Annotated in this window: 23 protein-coding genes; 14 read left to right on the forward strand and 9 right to left on the reverse strand. The window is 45.6% G+C overall.

The window, feature by feature from the left end:
- Nucleotides 1-15: 15 nt before the first annotated feature.
- Nucleotides 16-843 (reverse strand): alpha/beta hydrolase, encoded by an 828-nt coding sequence (locus MHH57_RS03570; RefSeq protein ID WP_029515800.1) that lies wholly within the window; start codon nt 841-843, stop codon nt 16-18.
- Nucleotides 844-1027: 184 nt separating this feature from the next.
- On the opposite strand from MHH57_RS03570, the gene acpS reads away from it, so the two are divergent.
- Together acpS and mutY are read left to right on the forward strand one after the other, a co-directional pair.
- Nucleotides 1028-1432 carry a holo-ACP synthase gene (acpS, locus tag MHH57_RS03575; protein WP_029515799.1) on the forward strand — a complete coding sequence of 135 codons (405 nt, stop codon included), beginning with the start codon at nt 1028-1030 and terminating at the stop codon, nt 1430-1432.
- A 4-nt stretch (nt 1433-1436) separates the two neighbouring features.
- Nucleotides 1437-2669 carry an A/G-specific adenine glycosylase gene (gene mutY, locus MHH57_RS03580; protein ID WP_069012132.1) on the forward strand — a complete coding sequence of 411 codons (1233 nt, stop codon included), beginning with the start codon at nt 1437-1439 and terminating at the stop codon, nt 2667-2669.
- A 250-nt stretch (nt 2670-2919) separates the two neighbouring features.
- Here the strand turns inward: mutY and MHH57_RS03585 are convergent, their stop codons facing one another.
- Nucleotides 2920-3813, reverse strand: coding sequence for a TetR/AcrR family transcriptional regulator (locus tag MHH57_RS03585; protein ID WP_165148399.1), 894 nt, complete (start codon nt 3811-3813; stop codon nt 2920-2922).
- Between the two features lie 125 nt (nt 3814-3938).
- Between MHH57_RS03585 and MHH57_RS03590 the strand changes: the two genes are divergently transcribed.
- The gene (locus tag MHH57_RS03590; RefSeq protein ID WP_029515795.1) at nt 3939-4517 is read left to right on the forward strand and encodes a hydrolase; all 579 of its coding nucleotides are present in this window, start codon (nt 3939-3941) and stop codon (nt 4515-4517) included.
- Between the two features lie 94 nt (nt 4518-4611).
- Here MHH57_RS03590 and MHH57_RS03595 read toward each other — a convergent pair whose 3' ends face one another.
- Both MHH57_RS03595 and MHH57_RS03600 read right to left on the reverse strand, forming a co-directional pair.
- Nucleotides 4612-4836 (reverse strand): hypothetical protein, encoded by a 225-nt coding sequence (locus tag MHH57_RS03595; protein WP_141695485.1) that lies wholly within the window; start codon nt 4834-4836, stop codon nt 4612-4614.
- A gap of 357 nt (nt 4837-5193) precedes the next feature.
- Entirely contained in the window at nt 5194-5835 is a 642-nt protein-coding gene (locus MHH57_RS03600; RefSeq protein ID WP_029515793.1) for a TetR/AcrR family transcriptional regulator, read from the reverse strand.
- 230 nt (nt 5836-6065) lie between these two features.
- Here MHH57_RS03600 and MHH57_RS03605 point away from each other — a divergent pair, with 230 nt between their 5' ends.
- Nucleotides 6066-6953: an NAD(P)H-binding protein gene (locus MHH57_RS03605; protein ID WP_069011272.1), complete on the forward strand. Its 888-nt coding sequence runs from the start codon at nt 6066-6068 to the stop codon at nt 6951-6953.
- 451 nt (nt 6954-7404) lie between these two features.
- Here the strand turns inward: MHH57_RS03605 and MHH57_RS03610 are convergent, their stop codons facing one another.
- Nucleotides 7405-7812, reverse strand: a complete 408-nt coding sequence (locus tag MHH57_RS03610; protein ID WP_318627576.1) for a MerR family transcriptional regulator — start codon at nt 7810-7812, stop codon at nt 7405-7407.
- A 229-nt stretch (nt 7813-8041) separates the two neighbouring features.
- On the opposite strand from MHH57_RS03610, the gene MHH57_RS03615 reads away from it, so the two are divergent.
- Nucleotides 8042-8986, forward strand: coding sequence for an MBL fold metallo-hydrolase (locus MHH57_RS03615; protein WP_318627575.1), 945 nt, complete (start codon nt 8042-8044; stop codon nt 8984-8986).
- Nucleotides 8987-9271: 285 nt separating this feature from the next.
- On the opposite strand, the gene MHH57_RS03620 is transcribed toward MHH57_RS03615, so the two are convergent.
- Nucleotides 9272-10093: an AraC family transcriptional regulator gene (locus MHH57_RS03620; RefSeq protein WP_342434835.1), complete on the reverse strand. Its 822-nt coding sequence runs from the start codon at nt 10091-10093 to the stop codon at nt 9272-9274.
- A gap of 174 nt (nt 10094-10267) precedes the next feature.
- On the opposite strand from MHH57_RS03620, the gene MHH57_RS03625 reads away from it, so the two are divergent.
- Together MHH57_RS03625 and MHH57_RS03630 are read left to right on the forward strand one after the other, a co-directional pair.
- Nucleotides 10268-12460 (forward strand): alpha-galactosidase, encoded by a 2193-nt coding sequence (locus tag MHH57_RS03625; protein ID WP_342434836.1) that lies wholly within the window; start codon nt 10268-10270, stop codon nt 12458-12460.
- 24 nt (nt 12461-12484) lie between these two features.
- On the forward strand, nt 12485-13918 hold the full coding sequence (locus tag MHH57_RS03630; protein WP_342434837.1) for a PTS transporter subunit EIIC: 1434 nt from the start codon (nt 12485-12487) through the stop codon (nt 13916-13918).
- A gap of 179 nt (nt 13919-14097) precedes the next feature.
- On the opposite strand, the gene MHH57_RS03635 is transcribed toward MHH57_RS03630, so the two are convergent.
- Together MHH57_RS03635 and MHH57_RS03640 are read right to left on the reverse strand one after the other, a co-directional pair.
- Entirely contained in the window at nt 14098-14589 is a 492-nt protein-coding gene (locus MHH57_RS03635) for a DinB family protein (RefSeq protein ID WP_029515787.1), read from the reverse strand.
- Nucleotides 14590-14722: 133 nt separating this feature from the next.
- Nucleotides 14723-15337, reverse strand: a complete 615-nt coding sequence (locus tag MHH57_RS03640) for a superoxide dismutase (protein ID WP_029515786.1) — start codon at nt 15335-15337, stop codon at nt 14723-14725.
- Nucleotides 15338-15857: 520 nt separating this feature from the next.
- Here MHH57_RS03640 and MHH57_RS03645 point away from each other — a divergent pair.
- The 7 genes from MHH57_RS03645 to MHH57_RS03675 all read left to right on the forward strand — a co-directional run bounded on the left by MHH57_RS03645 (nt 15858) and on the right by MHH57_RS03675 (nt 21337).
- The gene (locus MHH57_RS03645) at nt 15858-16283 is read left to right on the forward strand and encodes a GNAT family N-acetyltransferase (RefSeq protein ID WP_029515785.1); all 426 of its coding nucleotides are present in this window, start codon (nt 15858-15860) and stop codon (nt 16281-16283) included.
- A gap of 131 nt (nt 16284-16414) precedes the next feature.
- Nucleotides 16415-16999 carry a signal peptidase I gene (gene lepB, locus MHH57_RS03650; RefSeq protein ID WP_029515784.1) on the forward strand — a complete coding sequence of 195 codons (585 nt, stop codon included), beginning with the start codon at nt 16415-16417 and terminating at the stop codon, nt 16997-16999.
- A 38-nt stretch (nt 17000-17037) separates the two neighbouring features.
- Entirely contained in the window at nt 17038-17475 is a 438-nt protein-coding gene (rnhA, locus tag MHH57_RS03655) for a ribonuclease HI (protein ID WP_023986996.1), read from the forward strand.
- Nucleotides 17476-17570: 95 nt separating this feature from the next.
- Nucleotides 17571-19319: a tRNA epoxyqueuosine(34) reductase QueG gene (queG, locus tag MHH57_RS03660; protein WP_069011278.1), complete on the forward strand. Its 1749-nt coding sequence runs from the start codon at nt 17571-17573 to the stop codon at nt 19317-19319.
- Nucleotides 19320-19426: 107 nt separating this feature from the next.
- Entirely contained in the window at nt 19427-19681 is a 255-nt protein-coding gene (locus MHH57_RS03665) for a YneF family protein (RefSeq protein WP_013308742.1), read from the forward strand.
- 54 nt (nt 19682-19735) lie between these two features.
- Complete coding sequence (gene folE, locus MHH57_RS03670; RefSeq protein ID WP_013308743.1) at nt 19736-20329, forward strand: GTP cyclohydrolase I FolE; 594 nt, start codon at nt 19736-19738, stop codon at nt 20327-20329.
- 162 nt (nt 20330-20491) lie between these two features.
- Complete coding sequence (locus MHH57_RS03675; RefSeq protein WP_341038725.1) at nt 20492-21337, forward strand: lipoate--protein ligase family protein; 846 nt, start codon at nt 20492-20494, stop codon at nt 21335-21337.
- A 204-nt stretch (nt 21338-21541) separates the two neighbouring features.
- Here the strand turns inward: MHH57_RS03675 and MHH57_RS03680 are convergent, their stop codons facing one another.
- Nucleotides 21542-22921: a Fe-Mn family superoxide dismutase gene (locus MHH57_RS03680; RefSeq protein WP_342434838.1), complete on the reverse strand. Its 1380-nt coding sequence runs from the start codon at nt 22919-22921 to the stop codon at nt 21542-21544.
- Nucleotides 22922-23097 lie beyond the last annotated feature (176 nt).

Below are 23097 nucleotides of genomic sequence, written 5' to 3' on the forward strand. Positions count from 1 at the left end.
TTGAAGGGGTAATAATTAATTGGCGATCCACTCAATGAAGCGGCGGGTTTCGGTAATCGCCTGATCCAGTGGAAGACTGCCTCCCTGGAATGGATGAACGGTATTAAAGGTATGATTGCCGCCTTGAATTTGTACCCATTCGATGTCGGGACGAACGGATGTGAGCAGGGCAGAGCCTTCTCGTAGACGTTTGGAATCTTCGGTTCCCTGGATCAGTACAGCTGGGAGCTGGCTGTTGGCAAGTCTGTCTACAATGGCAAAACGCTGGCGATTTTGTTCCAGGTCTTCCAGAATGATAGCATCCAGCGGGAGCTGTTGCCCGGTTCTGGCGTTCTCCACATAGCTGCGTCCCTTGGCGCGCATTTCTTCTTTTTGCGGTAAAGTAAACAGATCAAGATCTGTCACGCCATTCCATGAAATGACGCCAGCAATCTCGCCGGGATGATCTAGAGCATATACAAAGCAGCTTCCCGCGCCTCGGCTATGACCTAACAGAAACAACGGCAATTCTCTGAACTCATGACGGGCTCTCAGATTGGATAGCAATAGTTCCAAATCCTCTTGTTCGCGGCTATAGGTGTTGCGTGCGAACTTTTCCAGCTCGGTAAAATTCTCCAGATCCTCACCTATGCCATTATGTGAAAAGTTGAAGGTCACAACATGGTTATCCATACTCAATGCTTCTGCTATATAGGGGAACATGCCCCAATCCTTAAATCCTTTGTAGCCATGAGCGATGATGAGCAGGCTTTTGGCTGTATTTTTAGAGGGAAACCAGGAAGCCCGGATCACCGCATCTGTTCCTGCTTCGGTACCTGCTTCAACAATAATGGTTTCTGACATCCTATCCTTCCTTTCTACGGGGATTTTTTTAAAATGGGCATATCAGCTGAATTTCAAACATTCATCTATAGCCTTTCTTATTTTAACATATTTTGGTGCTGTTTTTACGCCTTTGTGACTCGCCAGGGTGTGGACGCACTGTTACAATAGATCCAGTAAAGTATAAAGGACGGAGAATACCCAAATGATCTACGGAATTGGACATGATGTGCTGGAAATAAGCCGTATGGCTCATATTTTGGCAGGTAAATATGCAGATGCGTTTTTGAATCGAGTGCTGACCCCGGCAGAACGCGAGCTTGCTGTGGAACGCAAGGGTAGACTAACGGAGTTCGTAGCAGGGCGCTTTGCTGCCAAGGAAGCGATAACCAAAGCCTTCGGTTGCGGAATTGGGCAAATCATCGGGTTTGGCGATATGGATATTTTACCGGAACCTGGGGGGAAGCCAGTAGTTTATTTGTCTTCATCCGCGTGGGATCGACTGAGATTGCCGAATACAGGTGACTCAAATTACAGCATTCACTTGAGTATTACACATCAGCCTAACATTGCCTCTGCTTTTGTGATTGTCGAATATAAGGAGACGTGATGTGATGACTACAAATACATTGGAACAAAAGCGTTATTTCAGCTTTGAACTGTTGAATTGGTATACGCGTAACAAACGCGATTTGCCGTGGCGACGTCATCGGAATCCTTTTTATATCTGGATCTCGGAAATTATGCTTCAGCAGACGCGTGTCGATACGGTCATTCCGTATTTTAATCGCTTTATTGCACGCTTTCCTACGATTGAAGCGCTGGCGGAAGCACCCGAGGAGGATGTGCTTAAGCTATGGGAAGGACTGGGCTATTATTCACGGGCTCGGAATTTACAAACTGCGGCAAAACAAGTAGTTGAGCTTCACGGAGGGCAGGTGCCAGATGATACACAAGCTGTTGCTGCACTGAAAGGAGTAGGCCCGTATACGACGGGGGCGATTATGAGTATCGCCTTCAATCGACCAGAGCCTGCTGTGGACGGGAATGTGATGCGTGTGCTGTCGCGTTATTTTCTCATTGAAGAGGATATTATGAAGGGCAGCACGCGGGCGCATATGGAAAGTCTGGTACGGGAGCTGATTCCCGAAGGAAGAGCTTCTGATTTTAATCAGGCTCTAATGGAGCTGGGCGCACTGGTCTGTACGCCGAAGTCGCCTCATTGTCTGACCTGCCCGGTCATGGAGCATTGCTCGGGCAGGCTGGCAGGTCGCGAGGAGACACTGCCAGTCAAGACCAAGGCAAAGCCGCCGCGGCTGGAGCCGCGCTCCGTCGCTCTCATCGAGGGCAGCGGAGCGAACACCGGCCGTCTGCTCGTACGGCAGCGCCCGGCCAAGGGCCTGTTGGCCCGCATGTGGGAGCTGCCGCATGAGCTTGCCGGACCGGAGGGGTACAACGGTCCGGTGCCAGATGAGCCAGCCATGGACCATCTGGCGGCTCATTTGCTGGCAGAGGGCGTGCTTGCGCGCCCGGTGCGGTTTGTACGTGAGGCGGAGCACACGTTCAGCCACATTCACTGGAACCTGCGTGTGTTCCAGTGTGAGGAGGTCGCCGCCCCTGCCGGGGAGGCGGGAGGCCCCCCGCTGGCTGCCGAGCAGCGGGCCAGCTACAGCACCGGAGCGAAGCCAGGTGCGTTAATTGCGCTGGCTGAGCAGGCGGAGCACGCGCATAATGCGCTGCCAGCGGGGTACCGCTGGATCAGCGAAGCGGATATGGCCACCTTGGCGTTTCCCAAGGTGTTCCTCGATCTGATCACCGAGTATTATGCGAAGCAAAAAGAGAACTGATGTTAATGAAATAACTGTCAGTAAAAGACAAAGTGTTTAATTTATCCTATAAAATGGAAACGGCGACAACTAAGGACGAGAAAATAAAGTCCTAGACTGTCGCTGTTTCCCTTGAACTAACGTTTCCCGTTAGCGGAATGCTCGCTAACCGTAACAACATTAGACGTACCTTTCTCGCGTATTGTTCTCTCCACCCCTAGAGTCTTCGCTCTTGTCCCCAATGGGGTTAGATTTGATTTCACATAACAAGCTATCTCCCCCTACCTGAATAAATAATATTCCTTAACTGGATGACCTGACTTTTAAGCTCTTTCTCTCTCTCCAAAAAGTAGAGCGAAGCTTGCAGCAACGGGAAGTTCGGTTCCGCTTTACGAGTTTCGTTCTGGATAAAATGGTAAACCTCTTTCAACTCCGAACGATGTTTTGCGCCGGATGGAAGAACATTAAGGGCCGAATCCATCTCCCGGAACAGCTCGGTAAGGAACTGCTCTCTCTCCCCTTGGCGGTCCTCGAGCCCCCAGCTTAAATACCTCTCGAACGAAGCCTGTTTCAGCAGAGGCTTCAGGTTAGAGGCCATCATATGCTTAACGAGCACATTGAGCTTATCCAAAATGAACCTTGCCGTTTCCTCAAGCGATAGAGACTTTTCTTCATAAACGATCCAAAATAAGTACTCCTTCAGAATCGCACGATAGATGGAAACCAAATCCCACAGGAACGGATAAATTTCTTCGCCATAAACCTGTATCAAGCACTCTTTATGCCATCGGATGAGCCGCCCTCTAACCTTGTGTCTAAGCGGCTGGAACTTGGGATCCTGTTGGATGGGGAGCTCCGTGAATTCGATCAGAATATGCTTGTATTCCATAAAATAACGGAATCGCAGAATGATCTGCTGCAGAAACTGCTCTTCTGGCGAGAGTTCGGGAAAGCGTTTCAGTTCATCGACTTGATCAAAATAGGCGTTATGGCATTGATCAAACACCTCGCTGAAGAGGTCTTCCTTGGAAGGGAAATATTTATAGACTGATCCTTTGGCAATACCGCAATCCTCGGCAATATCCTGTATCGTCGTCGAAAGAAACCCATGTTCCTTAAAAAGCTTCATCGCCGATTTTAAAACCTCTTCCCTTGTCACACTCATAAGAAAAATCTCCCCCTTGACTATTCATGAATGATAGTACAAAATACGGAACATGAAGTCAAATGACTATATGTTCGCGTAATTAGACATACGGTCAAATCGAAGAGATGAGGAGAACATACAGAATGGAACGATTATGGGATCCACAAAAAACAGCGTTGGTTGTTATTGACTTGCAAAAGTGGATAGGAAATCAATACGCCCCTTATTCTGCTGAGCAGGTAGTGTCTAACGCCGCAGCCTTGGCAGATACTTTCCGTGAGCAAAGCTCAATGGTTGCACTGGTCCGGGTATCTAGTAAAGATTTGAAGGATATCCCGCGTCCTAAGTTGGATTCGCCTGGACCACCCCTGAATCTGCCTGAAGGATGGGATCAAATCGTCCCGGAAATGCGGGTCACCGAGACAGACCATATCATCACGAAGAAGCAATGGGGGGCTTTTTACGGAACGGAGCTCGACCTTCAGTTGCGCCGCCGAGGAATTGATACCATCGTCTTATGCGGCATCGCTACTGAGTTGGGCGTTGATACGACTGCGCGGGAAGCGTTTATGCATGGGTATCAGCTGATTTTGGCGATTGATGCTATGACTGGATTTTCCGAAACCGGGCATGATTACGTAAAAAATTTCATTTTTCCACGCATCGGGCGTACCCGGACAACACAGGAAATCCTCTCTGCCCTTTCAGGCAACTGTTTATAGTTGAAAAAATGACTTTCCCATTTCCCGTGTATTATTTGACCGAATACACGAAGAACGCCACAGCTTGAAACTCGCTTTGCGTTTGCTGGGAATCTCATCTGGCCATACTTAAAGGACGATTATGTGTTCCCAGGGTGCACATATTGGCTGACGGCATGGGATACGACCTGCTGCACCAAATATACAAAGTAACCGCTGAATGATATAGAGCGAACGGCTCGTCGCAATTGGCACGCGCTTCTTGTATAGCAACCAGCATGAGTTCCGCAGTGCCCAATGGGACGAGTACGCCTAGTGGCGCAGCGCTAATGCTAATCATAATTGCCAGTGGAATTGGTGGTGCTCTTTTAAACGGTCTTTTCCAATCATGAGCTGCGCTTTTATTGTCTTTCGTAAGGCCATACGATTTATCGAAAGCTTTAAACTATCCTGCCCGTTAGTTAAACAAAGGCAGCCGATCACTATGATCGGCTGCCTTCTTGTCTTTTATGAGCTATCGTTTTCCGTTAGCATAATGACTTACTGTGATACGGTTCACCGTGCTGTTTGTAACGGCAAGTTTAATGGTCATCTACACGGAGGGCCTTCTTAGCGTTATAAGCTACAAACTTTACAACGATTACTCAGATAACGGACGACAGCATCAATAAGAGCAAGTCGGGAGAAACGAACGCGTTCACGAAATGGTTTGTAAAATACGAATGATTTCTTTTTCGATAACGGAATCGTCAACAGTATCCAGATACTCAGGACTAATCACTTGATACTGTTTCATCTTATAAAATTCCATAACGGCTTGTTTCAAGGTGAGATCATACCATTGAATACTAAAGGTCGGTTCCATAATGCGCCGAAGCGTAGCATCGTCTTGAACTAAGGACAGCGCAACGTGCATTCTGTTAAAAATCTTTTTATCCATACCGGATTGAAAAAAAGATTGTAAATTTTTAATTCTATTTTGTTGAGCAACGGAAATATTTTCAAAAAGTCGTGGATAAAATTCCTTAAGGTCTTGCAGGAACAAATCGGATAAATAAATAACACCTATTAACGATTCCAGAAACGTTTTTTGAAAGCGATCAATATATGAAACGGAATCATCATATACAACGGTGTCAGCCTGCTGCAAGTACTGAATTCCATACTCTACAACCTGTTCGATGATTTCATCTTTGGATGAAAAATGCTTGTAAAGCGTCACTTTACTAATATCCATATGTTTTGCGATATCGTCAATTTTCAGTTGGCTGAATCTGGTTCTTCTAATTACAGGTTTGATTTTATTAAGATATTGATCTGCGCTCATGGGTTTTCTCACGATTGAAGCCTCCTCTACCGCTCGTCAAATCATATTATATCAAAATAGAGGTATCAATAAACAATGTTTAAAAAGATTATTAAATTAACTAATTTTATTAAATTAGTTTACTTAGTTTATTTATCCGATGTATAATCTCTCTTGTAATGAATATCCAATCAAGGAAGGGATAACGGTCCCAATAAGCGATATCCATTTCTCGAAATCACATTAAAAAAGGAGATTACACAATGAAAATCACAGTTCTCGGCTCACTCGGCAATATTAACCGCAACTACCTCCCATCCCTAATCGCAGACGGCCACGATGTTACCGTCATCACAAGCTCCAAAGATCGTATCGCCGACATCAAAGCGCTCGGTGCCAAACCAGCGGTCGGCTCAAACCTCGACGTCGAATTCCTCGCGCAGGCTTTTGCAGGTAGCGACGTCGTCTACCTCATGATATCAGGTATCAATTATGCCTCTGGCACCGACATGTGGCAGACCGCCATTGATCTTTCTGAAAATTATAAGGCCGCTGTGCTAAAATCAGGCGTAAAAAACGTCGTCAACCTCAGCTCAGTCGGCGCCGACAACCCAAACGCCGGCATTCTCTACAGCTATCATTTTGCAGAAGAAGCGCTAAACTCGCTTGAAGACGTGAACGTTGTCCACATCCGCCCTGTCGGCTTTTACAGCAATCTTTTTGCCGACATGCAAAGCCTAAAAACCCAGCAGACCATCTTCAGCCCAATTTCAGTTGACATCCCACAAGGCTGGGTCAGCCCCGTTGATATCGCGGACGTCGCTTACGCCCTGATTTCTCACACCCCATCGGGTAAAAGTGCGAAGTTCATTGTTAGTGACTGGGCCACAGGTAACGACTGGCTCAATGCCCTTGCTGAGAATGGTATCGAGGCCAAATACCAACAAATCACCGTTGAAGCTCTTGCTGAGAATATGAAAAAAATCGGCTTCCACGAAAACACTGCCAATGCCTTTGCCCAAATGAACCGCGCCTGCGAGAACGCCGACGAGTTCTACGTCAGCCTCCGTGCCACCGACTACCACCTCGGTAAAGTCAAGGTCGAAGACTTTGCAAAAGTTTTTGCAGATGTGTATATTAAATCTGTTTAAACAGCGAGAATATTGTTTAACCTGCGGATGAGAACGCGCCTAAGTGCGCTATTTCTTTCGATAACTTGAGACCTCGAATAGGGTTTACTATGACTTGGTTTTGACATATAAAGAACAAAGCTCGCTGAAGTGACAGCGAGCTTTGTTCTTTATTGATGAATGCGCACAAAAAAATAACCTTACCTGTGATAAGGTTCATATCGATTGACTTTAAACTAATCTGCTCGTTAGCTTAATGAAATAGCGTCAGTCTAATGTAGTGTAGTGCTTAGGAGAAAGAAAATAAGCCCCTCACTTTGATTTGGAGGTTAAATCATTTCCAATTAATAAAGGGATAGGCTCTCTTTGGCATTAAATAAGGCGTGGTAAAAGCCAATTCATTGAGCTATCGTTTCCCGTTAGTTCAATCAATTCTGTTGCCATCGTATATGCTGGTGATGAACCAAGTTTCCTACATTACTATATCGTCTTTCATAAGTTTTTGGTACAGGGCTATCTTCTCGTTGGCAAGGGAAATCATGCGCTCAAGTTCCTGTCGCTTGGATTCCAGTTCCATCAGATGCTTCTCAAGAATTTCTATCCGTATGTGTAAGGCAGGAGTAAAATTAGCAAGTTCTTCCCCTTGTTGAATTTTATCCAGTACACATCCGTCACGAGTAAATTCCGTGATCTCCTCAAGCGACAATCCCAATTTTTTCAATCTAATTAAACATTGTATATATGAAACCTCACTTTCGGTATAAATACGTGTCCTTCCATTTCTTCGATTTGGTTCCTGTAGCACTCCAATTTTTTCATAATAGCGAATCGTATAAGGAGTTAACCCCGTTCTTTCTGATACTTGGCTTATAGTAAGCATTGTTTTATATGTCACTCCTTTTTTCTAAACCAAAATTTAAAACTATTATACATCTTTAAGTCAATTTGAAGTCGATATTTGCACCTCTAACTTCATTTCAAAGTTTGTGCTTGATTTCTAGTTGACTCTAACTTGTAAGCTAAAGTTGCTATTGATATACATGAAAACAAAAAACAACCTAAAGATAAAAGGAAATGGTGTCAAACTTATTTTGATGGAGGTATAAACAATGAACAACAAATATTTCACGATTCAACAAGCAGCGGAAGGTATCTGGGGTGCTATTTCGGTACCTGGTAGTGGTTCTCTGGGGAATGCGGCAATTATTGACCTTGGGGATTTGACCGTTGTTGTGGACACAACCAACCTACCGCATTCTGGTGCTTTGTTACGTCAATCCGCAGAGCAATTAACGAATAAACCAATTAAATATGTGATCAATACTCATTTCCATGGAGATCATGTCAACGGCAATCAGGAATTCATGGAAAGTGATTTTATATCTACCGTTTGGACAAGAGATTTGCTATCTGAAATGGGTAAAGTGAATATTGATCTAATGCAACAAAACATTCAGAAGTTAATAAATAGCCTGCATCAAGTACATTCACAAGAAAAAAATCCGCACATGTTAACCGAAATCGGTTATGATCTTTCTGTGCAGAGAGCTCTATATAATGCTATCCCTTCCCTTCGTAGAGTGATACCCACGATAACTTTTGACGATAAACTAGTTATAAAAGGAGCAAAACGCACTGTCGAAGTTTTATCCTACGGAGGCGGCCATTCTTTAAGCGATGCCGTTGTTTACGTGCCTGAAGAACGAACCTTAATTGCTGGTGATTTAATAACCAACAAGACGATTCCGGTCATGCCATACGGTAATCCATACGCTTGGATACGCATCCTAAAACGCATTCAAAGAGATCTGAAGGTAGATACTGTTATTCCCGGGCATGGAGATGTGTCCACTCCAGATAAAATTCTAGATGTCATTCGCTTTTTAGAAAAAACGATCGCTTATGTGTCTGAAGCTGCGACGAGCGGAAAACCAGAGTCTTACTGGTTAAATGAAGGTGTACTAAATGGTTATGAAGATTGGCATCTAGCTCAGTATTTCAGATGGAATTTTCGCTGGCTCTTCAATACAATGCTTGTTCAAAATAATAGATGAGACACAACTAGAACTCCCTTTAACTCCACCAAATTCAAAAGGCCAGTTCTGAATGTCAAACCGGCGGTACGTTTGGGTATTTTCAAATGTAATTGGCAGTCTACTTGTTAGGTTAACCTGCTCGTTAGCTTAATGAAGCAACGTCAGTCTAATACTTTATTTTTCAGTCTAGAACTTTATTTTCTTTTGACAATAGCGGCAGTATGGACATGAGGTTGATCCATGCTGCCGCTATTTTTCTGTTTTCTGGGAGGAATATGCCTAACTTACTTGCGAGCGAAGGTGTTATTTTTGGTGATTTTTTCGGTATTCGGATGGAGTTACCTTGTTGACCGTTTTGAACATTTTGGAGAATAGGAGTACATCTTTATACCCTACAGACCGAGCAATATCTCCGATTTTAAGGGAAGTATTTCTTAATAGGGAGCACGATTTTTCCATCCTCAAATGTAATAAAAATTCCTGCGGTGACTTATTTAGTTGCTGTTTAAATAAACGATGTAAATACGAACGGTCAATTGAAATGTACTTGGCAATATCACTTACGGTAATGAAGTGTGAATAGTTTTGTTGAATGAAGAGAAGCGCTTCTTTAATATACCGCTGCTGTCTTACCTCAGGGTTGACTTCCTGATTAGGGTAAAGTTCAAACATCAGATACAGAAATTCATACAGCTTGGATGCAAGCAACAGGTCCTTGTTGGTTTTCAGCGTAGAAGAAACCACGATGCTCTCCATACAGCGGGCAAGGCTGCCCTCCGTTTCAAACCGGAAAATGGGATTGTCCCTATGGATACAGGTCCGGCTTAGATATTCTTTTGCTTGCACCCCATTAAAACCAATCCAGGCATATTCCCATGGGTCGAGCTCATCCGCTTCGTAGTAAATTAAAACCTTCGGTTCAATAAAGAAAGCATCGTTTTTCTCCAAATGATAGATTTTATCGTTGACTTTAAAGATCCCTTTTCCTTTTAAAATAAAATGCACCATATACCCGCTTCGAATGGCTGGACCATAAGAGTGTTTGCTGGTACAGCTCTCTTTGCCACATGTGTATAGATTGAGATCCAGATTGTTATAGGAATGATTGGAAAAATGCGAACTCATTTGGTTTCACCCCTTAATTCATCTCTGCATATTATCACACTGTTTCATATAGAGTCTACATTATTCCATATAATTATTAAAACTATTCAATTATTATTAGAATGTAAACGATAAGCAAACAACATAATTTATAATTTTGGGAAATCGTACTATTAGCGCTATAAGGGGGTTGCTATGGCTATATACATCGATAAAGAGAAGCTTCTATTCCATTTACAAGGTAGCAATACAAGTTATGTCATGCAGGTTATACGAGGTGGTTATTTATCCCATTTGTATTGGGGAAAGAAAATTCAGAACTATCGGGGGAGCAATAGAATCATCTTTATGGATAGAGGATTTTCGCCCAATCCCGATGGCGAGGATCGAGCCTTTTCACTGGATACCATCCCGCAAGAATATCCGTCATTTGGGAATAGCGATTTCAGGATTCCTGCGTATCAGATTCAATTGGAGAATGGTTCTACCGTGACCGATTTCCGGTATAAAGAACATCGGGTTTTCCAAGGCAAACCAAAATTGAAAGGGCTTCCTTCTACGTATGCAGAGGATGATGGCGAAGTAGCAACACTGGAAATCGTCCTTGAAGACCCATTAATTGATGTAAAGGTTGTACTATCCTATAGCCTATATCAAAAGCGGGATGTCATTACCCGTTCAGTCCGTTTCGAGAATGAAGGTCGGCAACAGCTAAAACTGCTTAGAGCGTTAAGTGCTAGTGTGGATTTCCGTGATGATGAATACGAGCTCATTACCTTGTACGGTGCGCATAATAATGAGAAAAATATAGCAAGGCGAAAAATTGTACCCGGAATTCAAATGGTAGACAGCTGCCGTGGAGCTAGCAGCCCTCAACAGGCACCCTTTATGGCACTTGTAAGAAAAGGGACAGATGAAGAACAGGGTGAAGTGTACGCCTTTAATCTGGTGTATAGCGGGAACTTTACGGCCCAGACTCAGGTAGATTCCTATCGGAACACAAGAATCACGATGGGGATTAATCCTTTTGATTTTACATGGCTGCTTGAACCAGAGGAATCGTTCCAAACGCCAGAAGTGGTCATGGTATACACCGAAAATGGCTTGGGCGGTATGTCGAGAATTTATCATGATTTATACAGGAACAGATTATGCCGTGGGCCTTTTCGTGACAAGGAGCGGCCGATCCTGATTAATAACTGGGAAGCTACCTACTTTAACTTTGATGCCAACAAGATTGAGCAGTTGGCGAAGGAAGCTCAAAGTGTGGGAGTGGAGCTGTTTGTATTGGATGATGGGTGGTTTGGAAAACGAGATGATGACAATACTTCATTAGGCGATTGGGTGGTGGATCGTCGCAAACTTCCAGATGGATTGCCGGATCTTGCAAACCGCATTCGAAATCTGGGTATGGAGTTTGGTTTGTGGTTTGAACCTGAAATGGTATCCATAGACAGCGACTTATACAGAAAGCATCCCGATTGGTGTATCCATGTCCCTGATCGTCCGTATACGTTGGGAAGAAATCAGCTTATGTTGGATTTATCGAGGAAGGAAGTGTGTGAATACGTTATTAAATCGGTTTCCGATATTTTATCGGATGTTCCAATTACTTATGTAAAATGGGACATGAATCGTCACATGACGGATGTGGGTTCGGCAGCCTTGCCACCTGAGAGACAAAGGGAGACTGCGCATCGTTATATCCTGGGACTCTATAATATTATGGAAGAGCTTACATCAAAGTTCCCCAATGTCTTATTCGAGAGCTGTTCTAGTGGAGGAGGCCGTTTTGATGCCGGCATGCTCTATTACATGCCTCAGACCTGGACGAGCGATAATACGGATGCCATTTGCCGACTGAAAATTCAATGGGGAACAAGTCTTGTCTACCCGCCAATTACCATGGGGGCACACGTTTCCACAGTACCCAACCATCAAGTGGGTAGAATAACTCCCTTGGAGACAAGAGGTTATGTCGCCATGGCCGGGAATTTAGGATATGAGCTGGATTTGACGACATTAACCGTTGAAGAAAAAGAAGTGGTGAAAAAACAGATAGCTATATATAAAGAAATGAGATCGCTCATTCAGTTTGGAAATTTTTACAGAATGATTAATCCGTTTGATGAAAATGAAGCCGCATGGAGCTTTGTGTCAGAGGATCAAACGGAAATGGCGGCCAGCTATTTCAAGGTTTTATCCCAACCCGCTGCCGCGATTAAAACGTTAAAATTCAAAGGTTTGAATCCAGACTACGTTTATAGAAATGTAGAAACCGGTGAGCTGTTCGGCGGTGATGAATTAATGCATGTTGGCATAACGCTTGCCAGGGTGAAGCAGGACTTTTTAGGCATGTTCTGGAGATTTGTTAAAGAAGAGATCTGATTCAGCTAGAGGAGGGTTTACTAGATGGAAGCAAAAGAAAAGCGGTATAAGCACATTTCTCAAGAAATTTTAAAATATATCGGTGGTGAAGAGAACATTATCGGTGTGGCCCATTGTGCCACAAGATTAAGAATTGTACTTGAGGACAATGAAAAAGCGGAATTAAAGAAGATTGAAGATATTGATCTGGTTAAAGGTGTTTTCATAGCGGGGGATCAACTGCAGATCATTTTTGGAGCAGGGTTGGTCAATAATATATATGCCGTGTTCTCCAAACTGACCGGAACAGAAGATATGTCATTAAGTGATGTCAAAACGAAGTCCGCACAAAAGCAAAATCCTTTTCAAAAAGCCATTAAATCGCTGTCAGATGTTTTCATTGAGATCATGCCGGGAATTCTCGCCGCCGCATTGTTAATGGGGATAACCGGGCTGTTAGGTCAGAAGGGGTTATTTGGTCCTAAATCGATTGTGGAGATGTATCCAATTTTTCAAGGGATTAATCGCTTTGTTCAAATCGTTTCCACGGGTATTTTCACCATCCTGCCGCTGCTTGTTGTTTATTCTGCAACCAAGAGATATGGCGGTCGTCCTATTCTGGGGCTTGTGCTGGGTGCGATTATGCTGCATCCGGCCCTGGCGGATGCCTTTGAGGTAGCTAAAGGGAGTCAAAATCCGGAATCGATCAGTCTTTTCGGCCTTCCCGTACAGTTGGTTGGATTTCAGGGTGGTATTATTATTGCTCTAATGATGGGATACGTGGTAGCCAAGTTGGATCAGTTTTTTAACAAAAAGGTTCCAGACATGATTAAATTATTTTTGGCTCCGTTGCTGACGGTCTTTGTTTCTTCCCTGCTATTGTTTACGATTATCGGCCCTCTTGGGCGAGAGTTGGCCAGTCTAGTCACCGTTTCGCTGCTTTGGATGACGCAAAATCTTGGAATATTCGGTTTTATGTTTTTTGCAGGCATTCAGCAGATCATTGTTATTACAGGTTTACATCATGTTATGGGTGCGGTAGAAGCGCAGCTGTTAACCGATACAGGCAGAAATTTTATCAACCCATTGGCATCAGTAGCTTTGATGGCTCAAGGGGGCGCCGTTTTGGGGTATATTCTTTTGAATCGCAAAGACACTAAAGTTAAAGAAATGGGTTACTCTGCATTCGGGTCTGTACTTTTTGGAATCTCGGAACCCGCGATCTTTGGGGTCACTTTAAAGTATAAGTTCCCCTTAGTTGCTGGATGCCTCGGAGGAATGGTTGCGGGAGCATATGTATATTTAAGTAAACTGACAGCCATAGGATTCGGAACCACGGCTCTTCCGGGCTTTGCAATTGCAGCGTCGGATAATCACGGTCATATCAATTATCTTATCGCTCATCTTATTGCCCTGTTATGTGGAGCATTATTTACATTGGCTTACGGTGCTATCAAGAGCAAGAGGTCACGAGCCTGAACCAAAAGAACATTAGCAGGTTGAAAAAATTAAGCTTTTATGAAAACGGTTAAAGGAGAGAATATTTGTGGAATGGACAAGAGAGCATAGATGAAAAATTAAAAGGGCCGTCCTCCGTCGTTATAAACGACCGAGGATGGCCCTAACTTTACATAGGTATGCATGTACATTCGTTAAAGCTAATCGATGCCACCATCGCTTTCAATCAGCCCTTTGCCGATTACATTGGCCGAAACCGGAGGCTTGCCGAGCTCCCGAGACCATATGGACAACTGCCCAATATGGTGGATTTGGTGGGCAATGACATGGCGCATCACCTCGCCCCAGGCATCCATTACAATTCTGCCGTCCGGGAGGTGATCTTCAAACCTTTTCCGTTCCAGACCATCATGCCAGGCGAGCACGAACGGCTCGACATTGAGTCGAAACTTCGCATCCAGCTCACGGACCTTGTCGAGCGTATCATACAGAGAGAAGTCCTCCTGAAAGTCGGGTTTGCCCTGAATCGTTTGAATCCAGCTCCACTCCACATCAACGATATGAAAGAGTGTCTTTAGAATGCCGCCGACTCCGCCGACGCGTTGTTTCAGTAATTCCTCCTGCGACACCTCTTCACACCAGCGGTACCATTGTTCCCGAATCATCCAGTTGTAACGAAAAAAAGTCTGCATCCATCAACCTCCAGAGCCATATTTGAGAATCATCTCCACCAGTTTACCATGGAATGCCAAAAGGGCTGTCTCATTCGTAGAAAATCTACTTTTGAGACAGCCCTTATTATAGGATAAGAATGTTGCTACTTGCTTATTTCTTTGCAGCCGCGTAACGTTTGTTGACTTCATCCCAGTTGATTACATTGTAGAAAGCTGAAATGTAGTCTGGGCGTTTGTTTTGATATTTCAGGTAGTAAGCATGCTCCCAAACGTCCAGTCCAAGTACCGGAGTCAGACCTTCAAACAGCGGGCTATCTTGGTTTGGAGTGCTAGTGATCGCCAGTTTGCCGTCTTTGCCGACAACCAACCAAGCCCAGCCGCTACCAAAACGAGTTGTAGCTGCTTTAGTGAAGTCTTCTTTAAATTTGTCATAGCCGCCCAGTTCATTGTTGATTGCTTCAGCAATTGCACCTGTTGGCTGTCCGCCACCGTTAGGACCGATAACTTCCCAGAACAGGCTGTGGTTGTGATGTCCACCACCGTTATTGCGAACCGCAGTGCGGATGCTTTCTGGAACGCTGTCCAGATTAGAGATCAGATCCTCCAGGCTTTTGCTTTGCAGTTCGGGAGCGCTCTCCAGAGCTGCGTTCAAGTTTGTAACATATGTGTTATGGTGACGATCATGGTGAATTTCCATTGTCTGTGCATCAATGTGCGGTTCCAGTGCGTCTTTTGCGTAAGGAAGTTCTGGTAATTGAAATGCCATAGTAAATCCCTCCTGGTTATATGGTTGGGTAAGTGTTCCTATGTAATAATACCCTCGACAGTTATATTAAACCGCATTCAGCCTATTTAATCAACATTTTTGTTTGTAAAATAGCAAACTGGGCAATACGGCCTGGTAGATAGCATGTCCAAAAACCCGCTTAGAATACACAATACATAGGTAATAAGAGGTAAATTGTGAACATTAAAATGTAAACGCTTTATATACAGCGCTTACATGAGAAAAAGGGATGTATTCCGTCAAAAAGTATGGTTTAATGGTCAAGGAAGCAGAAATTTCGGCTTTTTTGTCGTCTGCTATAATCTGTCATGTCTATGACATGACGAACTTGAGGGCATACACCCTTTTCCTGTTCTTCATTTCATATATAGCAGATCGTATGCATTTTTATCATAATGCCTTGTGATTAACACCATGATAAGAAATTTAAGGATTTATGTAAAAATGACGGTGCTGTCTCAATTTTTTTATTATGCTTACGAAAAGGGAGATATTACTTATGCACGTTCGTTCCTTTCAATTAAGTGATGTGAACTCAGTAACGGAACTCATGCAAATTGCCTTGTCAGAGGAGTGCTACAAAGAGACGGTGAAAGCATTTGCCCGTCAGCTTTCGTGGGATTCCGGTTTGATTATCGTTGCAGAAGAAGAGGGAGAGATCGTGGGTGCTTTGATCGGCACGATCGATCAGAATGATGGTTGTTACTATCGTATCGCTATTCACCCGGATCGTCGTCGGATGGGAATCGGCAAATCGCTTGTGGAGTCCATGGAGCAGCGTTTTCAGCAACGTAAGGTTAGCCGTATTTGGGTAGCAGGGGACAAGCATAACAGTGTGGCCATGCCTTTGTACGAAGCGATGGGCTATGGAGCAAGCCAGATTTTACAGGCTTTTCAGAAGCTGAGTATTTTGGCGCCTCATTAATTGGAAATCGAAATAAAGAGAATTGAATAACATTAAGTATAATATTTACATTTAGAGCATATCTGAGTAACCGTTGCAATCGGGTACGGGATATGCTTTTCTATTTATAACAGGGTTGAGGAGGTTTAATTATGGACGCTTTGGCTCCTTCGTCAGGCCCGCCTCCCTCGCCGGAAACGTCCAAACAAGCAGGTCGCTCTGGTTACATACGCGATTGGTTAGTCACTCTTCTGATCGCTATGGTCGTCTTGCTGCTTCTGAACCTGTTTGTATTTAACTTGTCCACGGTTAGAGGACATTCGATGCAGCCGACGCTAATGGAAAGCCAGCATTTGTTCGTTAACAAGCTGGTTTATAATTTTCATGATCCGGGCAGGGGGGACATTGTGATTTTAAAAGATCCCGATTCCAAGCTGTCGAGCCCAAGATTTTTAGTGAAAAGAGTCATAGGTATTCCCGGAGATGTAATCCGAGTTGAACATAATCATTTGTATGTGAACGGTGAACTGCTAAATGAACCTTACACCAACTCTGACGTGGAGGATGGTGATTATGGTCCTTTTACGGTGGAACCGGGGCACTTTTTTGTCATGGGAGATAATCGCCATACTGCAGCAAGCAAGGATAGCCGCTATTTTGGCAGCATTAAATCTCAAGATTTACTGGGACGTGCAGAATTTATATTTTGGCCGATATCTGAGTGGAAGTGGCTATAGAGCAACTAAAGTCTGAAATCAAGGAAAGGAAGAGGATGATGAAAGAAGTGATGGTATATACCGACGGTGCTTGTTCGGGAAATCCGGGTCCTGGGGGCTGGGGGATCGTTCTGCTGTATGGGGAGCATCGTAAGGAGCTGTCAGGTGCCGAGAAAATGACGACAAACAACCGTATGGAGATTAAGTCCGTGATTGAAGCACTGAAGCTGCTCAAGGAGCCTTGCCATGTGAAAGTACATAGTGACTCTGCCTATGTCGTCAATTGCTTCAAACAGGGCTGGATTAAGAACTGGCTTCGTAATGGCTGGCGCAACAGTAAAAATCAGCCAGTGGAGAATAAGGAATTATGGGAAGAGCTGTGGGAACTGATGGGTAAGCATGAGGTTGAATATGTGAAGGTTAAGGGGCACAGTGACAACGAACTGAATAATCGTTGTGATTTTCTAGCGACCAGTGCTGTTAAAAATTTACGGTAGCATCTGCTGCTATTTTCTGTTGAAATTTGAGATATGAGAATTTTGCAAATTCTCATATCTGTAATGATAAAAAGTGGAAGAGAGGTGAGTATCGGATGCAACGCGGATTGACTCAGGCGGCTGCCGGAACCGCTTCGACTTGGGCTTCGCTCAAGCAGGAAATTATTGAGGCGGCTCCAGGGCTGGGTATCGACTCCATCGGGTTCGCATCCGCCGACCCCTTTCTGTCTCTGAAAGCTATATTGGAAGAGCATCGTGCGAAAGGCTATGAATCCGGCTTTGAGGAGCCAGATATTGATAAGCGGATCTACCCGGAGCTGTATGGCTCACAGCCTGCATCTCTGATTGCTATTGCAGTGGCGTATCCTTCCAAAATGAAGGACCCGCCGAAGTCGGACAAGGGGAAGTACCGTGGTATTTTGGCGCGTTCAGCCTGGGGGAAAGATTATCATCTGGTACTACGCGAAGCGATGGAAAAGCTTGAGGCTTTTATAAGCGAGCGGGTGCCTGATGCCATTATGAAAAACATGGTGGATACCGGAGAACTGTCGGATCGAGCCGTTGCGGAACGCGCAGGGATTGGTTTTAGCGGCAAAAATACGATGATGATTTCACCGACACTGGGATCATGGATTTATCTGGGGGAGCTGTTGACGAACATTCCTTTCCAGCCAGATGAACCGGTTACGGATGGTTGCGGAGAGTGCACCAAATGTTTGGATGCCTGTCCTACGGGCGCGCTTGTAGGTCCTGGACAGCTGAATGCCCAGCGGTGTGTGTCCTTTTTGACGCAAACCAAGGGCTTTTTGGACGAGGAGTTTATGCTGAAAATAGGGAATCGGCTGTATGGATGTGATACGTGCCAAATCGTATGTCCCAAAAATCGAGGCCTTAACTGGGATCATCATCCCGAGCTTACACCCGATCCTGAAATTGTGAAGCCGTTGCTGCTGCCGTTATTGGATTTGAGCAATCGCGAATTTAAAGACCGATTTGGTCAAAGTGCGGCGGCCTGGCGGGGGAAGAAGCCGATTCAACGCAATGCAGTCATTGGTCTTGGCAATTTCAAGGATGTTAGCGCGGTGCCCAAATTGACGGAGGTTTTATTGGATGATCCGCGTCCCGAGCTGCGAGGCACGGCGGCGTGGGCTTTGAGTCGAATAGGAGGGGAAAACGCTATGACAGCGATCAAGCAAGCATCAGAGAAGGAACAACATGAGCAAGTACGCGAAATGATCGCACAGGCGCATTCCAAGCTAGAGGAACAAGAGCAGGCAGAAGAGCTAAAGGCATCTGAATTATCAAAATCAGAAGTAACGGCCGGGGATTCACAGAGTCCAACCACCATTTATTATGATGAGATGGAGACACCTGTGGGCACGTTAACGCTGTGCGCTACGGATCGGGGGCTGTGCCGAATAGACTATGGCGTTTTTCATGCGAAGGAAGCACTGCTTCAGCAATGGGCCCGAACATGGATTGGGGAATATGTCTATGTGCAGGAGCCGGAAAAGCTGCGCGAAGCTGCGGACCAACTGCGTGAGTATTTTGCCGGAGAACGGCGGGAATTTAGTATAGCTTATGATTTGAGAGGGACTCCTTTTCAAGAGCAGGTGTGGCGTGCACTGCAAAATATTCCGTACGGACAAAGTGTGTCCTACAAAGATATTGCGGAATCGATCGGACGAGCCAAGGCAGTACGTGCTGTGGGTGGAGCCAATAACAAAAATCCGTTACCCATTCTGTTTCCATGTCACCGAGTATCGGGTGCTAACGGAAGTTTGGTCGGTTATGCTGGAGGCTTGCCAGTCAAGACGAAGTTGCTGGATTTGGAGAAACAATAAGGACATATGTTTGCAAAAAGTGATTTGCTAGCTGTCCCATGTTTTGCTATGATAGGTTCGTGTGTAATTCAAGATGTTTCATATAAATATACAGAGGTGACGACTTCGTGGTGTGGAATATTGTCATTCCGATTATTACCCTGATTGCTGGTTTGGTTGGGGGATTTTTCATCGGTGCTTATTATCTTCGTAAACAGCTTGAAAAGATGCAAAACGACCCTGAAACGCTGCAAAAAATGGCTAAACAGATGGGTTACAACCTGAATGGGAAACAAATGCAAAAAGCCCAGCAGATGATGAAGAACCAACAGTTCTCCAAAAATCAGCCTGGTCCGCGTAAAAATCAGGGCCGTCGGAAATAATGAGCAACGTGAGTACGGATGCCGCATGAGGTTGCTGCATAGAGGAGGATTACTGTGGCTGGCGTAAAAGATTATATTAACCGCAAAGCTGCGGATAACCGGGATAAAATCGAGTACCATGTGGAGCAGATTTTACAACTGATCGGTGAGGACCCCAAGCGTGAAGGGTTGTTGGAAACACCGGCACGCGTTGCGCGCATGTATGAGGAAATATTTGCGGGTTATGAGGTTGATCCCCGGGATGCGCTGGGTGTGACATTTGACGAGAATCACGAGGAGCTTGTGATCGTGAAGGACATCGTCTATTACAGCCAGTGTGAGCACCATATGGCTCCTTTCTTCGGAAAAGTGCATATCGGCTATGTACCCAGCGGCAAAATTGTAGGATTGAGCAAGCTTGCACGCCTGGTAGAGGCAGTGACCCGCCGATTGCAGGTACAGGAGCGTATTACTTCACAGATCGCTGATATTTTAAATGAAGCGGTCTCCGCTCACGGGGTTATGGTAGTCGTAGAAGGCGAGCACCTGTGCATGTGTGCAAGAGGTGTCAAAAAGCCTGGTAGCAAAACAGTAACGTCTGCGGTACGCGGTACGTTTCGTGATGATGCAGCGCAGCGCGCAGAGTTTCTGTCGCTGCTTAAGGATTGATCGAACATCGCAAGACGTTTATGTGATGAACAAAAAAGGGTGGTTTACGCATAGGCGTAGCCACCTTTTTTTGTTAACATCAGATATAAACGACGGGATAGCCGCCTTAAAATTACGATTAGCCTATGGATAACAGTTATTTTTATAGATAGGGGATAACGTATGGAGAATGTACATAGATCAACAGAAAAAACAACAGCTTTGCCTGAGTTGCAGTGGTTTGAAGCACCACTTGCGGACACTCAGGAGGACGTTTTGTCTCCGCTGGCTTGGGAGGAGCTGGCCTGTCGGCAAGTAGGGAAAGGAGCTGCACCCATTTTGCATCTTTGGCGGCATCCGTCAGCGCTTGTGATCGGTCACCGGGACCGCAGGCTCTCTTACGCCCCACAAGCGATGGAGCGAGTGCGCAACGCGGGAACTTCGGTATGCGTACGCCCCTCAGGTGGAGCAGCCGTCATGCTGGACAGGGGGGTGCTGAACCTGTCCTTGATCCTGCCGAATCCACAGCGGGCCATCAGCCTGCATGAAGATTTTCGGCTCATGGCAGGGCTAATTGCCGATGCGCTGGTTCCGTGGTCTGGCGAGGCGCAGACCGGAGAAATCCCCGGGTCCTTCTGTCCCGGGGATTACGATGTCAGCGTCCGGGGCCGCAAGTTTTGCGGCATTGCACAGCGACGTCAAGCCAAGGCGTATATCATCACAGCCTTCGTGATGATTGAGGGCAGCGGTGCAGAGCGTGCACAGGCGGTACAGCAATTCTATACAGAGGCAGCCGGAGATACGTCGACAGGCGTGCAGCAGCAGGATTACCCCCGGGTGAATCCAGCAACGATGGGTAGCCTGGCAGAGCTGGCTGGAGTGCCGTCTGTTGAGGCGTACACGGCATCTTTGCGCCGTGTCGTCGAGAGCCAGACAGCCATTTCACCTGCCGATAGCTGGCTGGTACAACCGGAAGGATGGACCGAACAAATGGCAGCGCTCAGAGAGCGATACGATTTGCAGGTGTAGTTTGTCTTTAGCTTAGAAGCCTATTAGTGCGTGTTCAAAAAGTCGGCTTTTCAGGACCGAGAAAGTTGGATGAAGCTAGGGACTGAGTAGCGGAGCGTAGACAGATCTACGTGAGCAACGGAAGGCCCGGCTGAATTCAAGATTCGACGTCGAATCCGCTTCTTGAATAGCTTCGTTATGGAAAGACGACTTTTTGAACAACCTCTAGAAGGGTTGCCATCTCAGCTTGGAGGCTTGATCGTAGCGTGCTTCCACTTCAGGCCAGTTAACGACATGCCACCAATCCTCAATGTATTTGTTGCGCTCGTTTTGATGCTTTAAGTAATATGCGTGTTCCCACACATCTATCGCCAGCAGCGGAATGGACTCCCATTGAGTCAGATTCTGGTGCTTTTCGGCCTGCAAAATTTCAAGCCGTCCCGCGCGCGGACTCCATACCAGGATCGCCCAGCCGCCACCCTCGACCTTTTCGGCTGCCGAACTGAATTGTTTTTTGAATGCATCGTAGCTGCCAAAATCTTTTTTAATCTGTTCAGCCAGCGGTCCGCTTGGGTTTCCACCGCCTTGAGGACTCATGATCGTCCAAAAAAGAGTATGCAGATAATGGCCTGCGCCGTTGAATGCCAGTTCGCGTTCCCAATGTTTTACGAGATCAAAATTACCTGTTTTTCGGGCTTCTTCCAGCTTCTTTTCCGCTTTATTCAGGTCATTCACATAGCTCAAATGATGCTTGTCATGGTGAATGCGCATCGTTTTTTCATCAATATACGGTTCAAGCGCATTATAGGGGTAAGGGAGCGGTGGGAGTCGATGTCCTCCAATAGGAACCGACCGGCCGATTGAGGTTTTTTCCGTTGCCGAAGGTTGAGCCTGGCTGGATTTGACGCCTTTAGTCGTCCATGTGCCTTCTCCCCTTATGCCTGCCTGACGTTCTCGAAACGCTTCCTCTGGGTAATTCTCACCCTCTGTCGCTACATGATACAACCCAGCAGCCCTTGCGATGGAGCCAGGTTCTTGAAAGGGGGTTGTCGAGATCAGGAAATATTGGCTTTCATGTGCCGCGTGTAATACAACTCCAGCGGATTTTGGCTGCTGACGCAATGCATGACTGTGCTCGCTCAGCAGACCGAGCTGCCGTACATACTCCTGTGACTGGCGGTTTGCGGTTTGTAGCAAATCGTCCAATCGACGATTTAATTCTTGTGAGTCAGGCTGAGCGTTTAATGCTGACTCTGACGATGGCATCTTTACAGATGATGATGCGTCTAATCCCCTTGACTGTTTTGGAGGTTCAGTGAATTCGTGTGTATGTGCTTGTGGGGCAGCCGACAGCTGTTTCCATTCCTGATGCCACGCTTGATCTGCCGGATCAAGTGCGCTCCGTTGCTCTTCAAGCAACTCTATGGCGGTGCGTTCCGTCTGTTCGAATACAGTCCGCCAATCATCCAGCAGCCGTACATAAGTAGGCTCCAGTTCCTCGGTAGCGGATTTAATCACTTCCACATGCCAACTTTCCTGCTGCTTCCAATGCCGAATTTCCTCCAGCACACGTAAGGGCAGGAAAGACCCATAAGTACTCAGCATCGTTTTATACCTCCCGTATCCCACTATGGCTATCCGGCGGATCTGGCAGATCTGCCCTGGATGCATACGTACCCAGTATATTCGCTGTCCTATCGGGAATATGTCTATGAACTCGCTTAATTTGGTCACATCTGTTACGTAGAACAAGAATACCATGGTAAACGAAAAAGAAGCCC

The sequence above is a fragment of the Paenibacillus sp. FSL H7-0442 genome, from assembly GCF_038593105.1.
Classification (GTDB): domain Bacteria; phylum Bacillota; class Bacilli; order Paenibacillales; family Paenibacillaceae; genus Paenibacillus; species Paenibacillus polymyxa_D.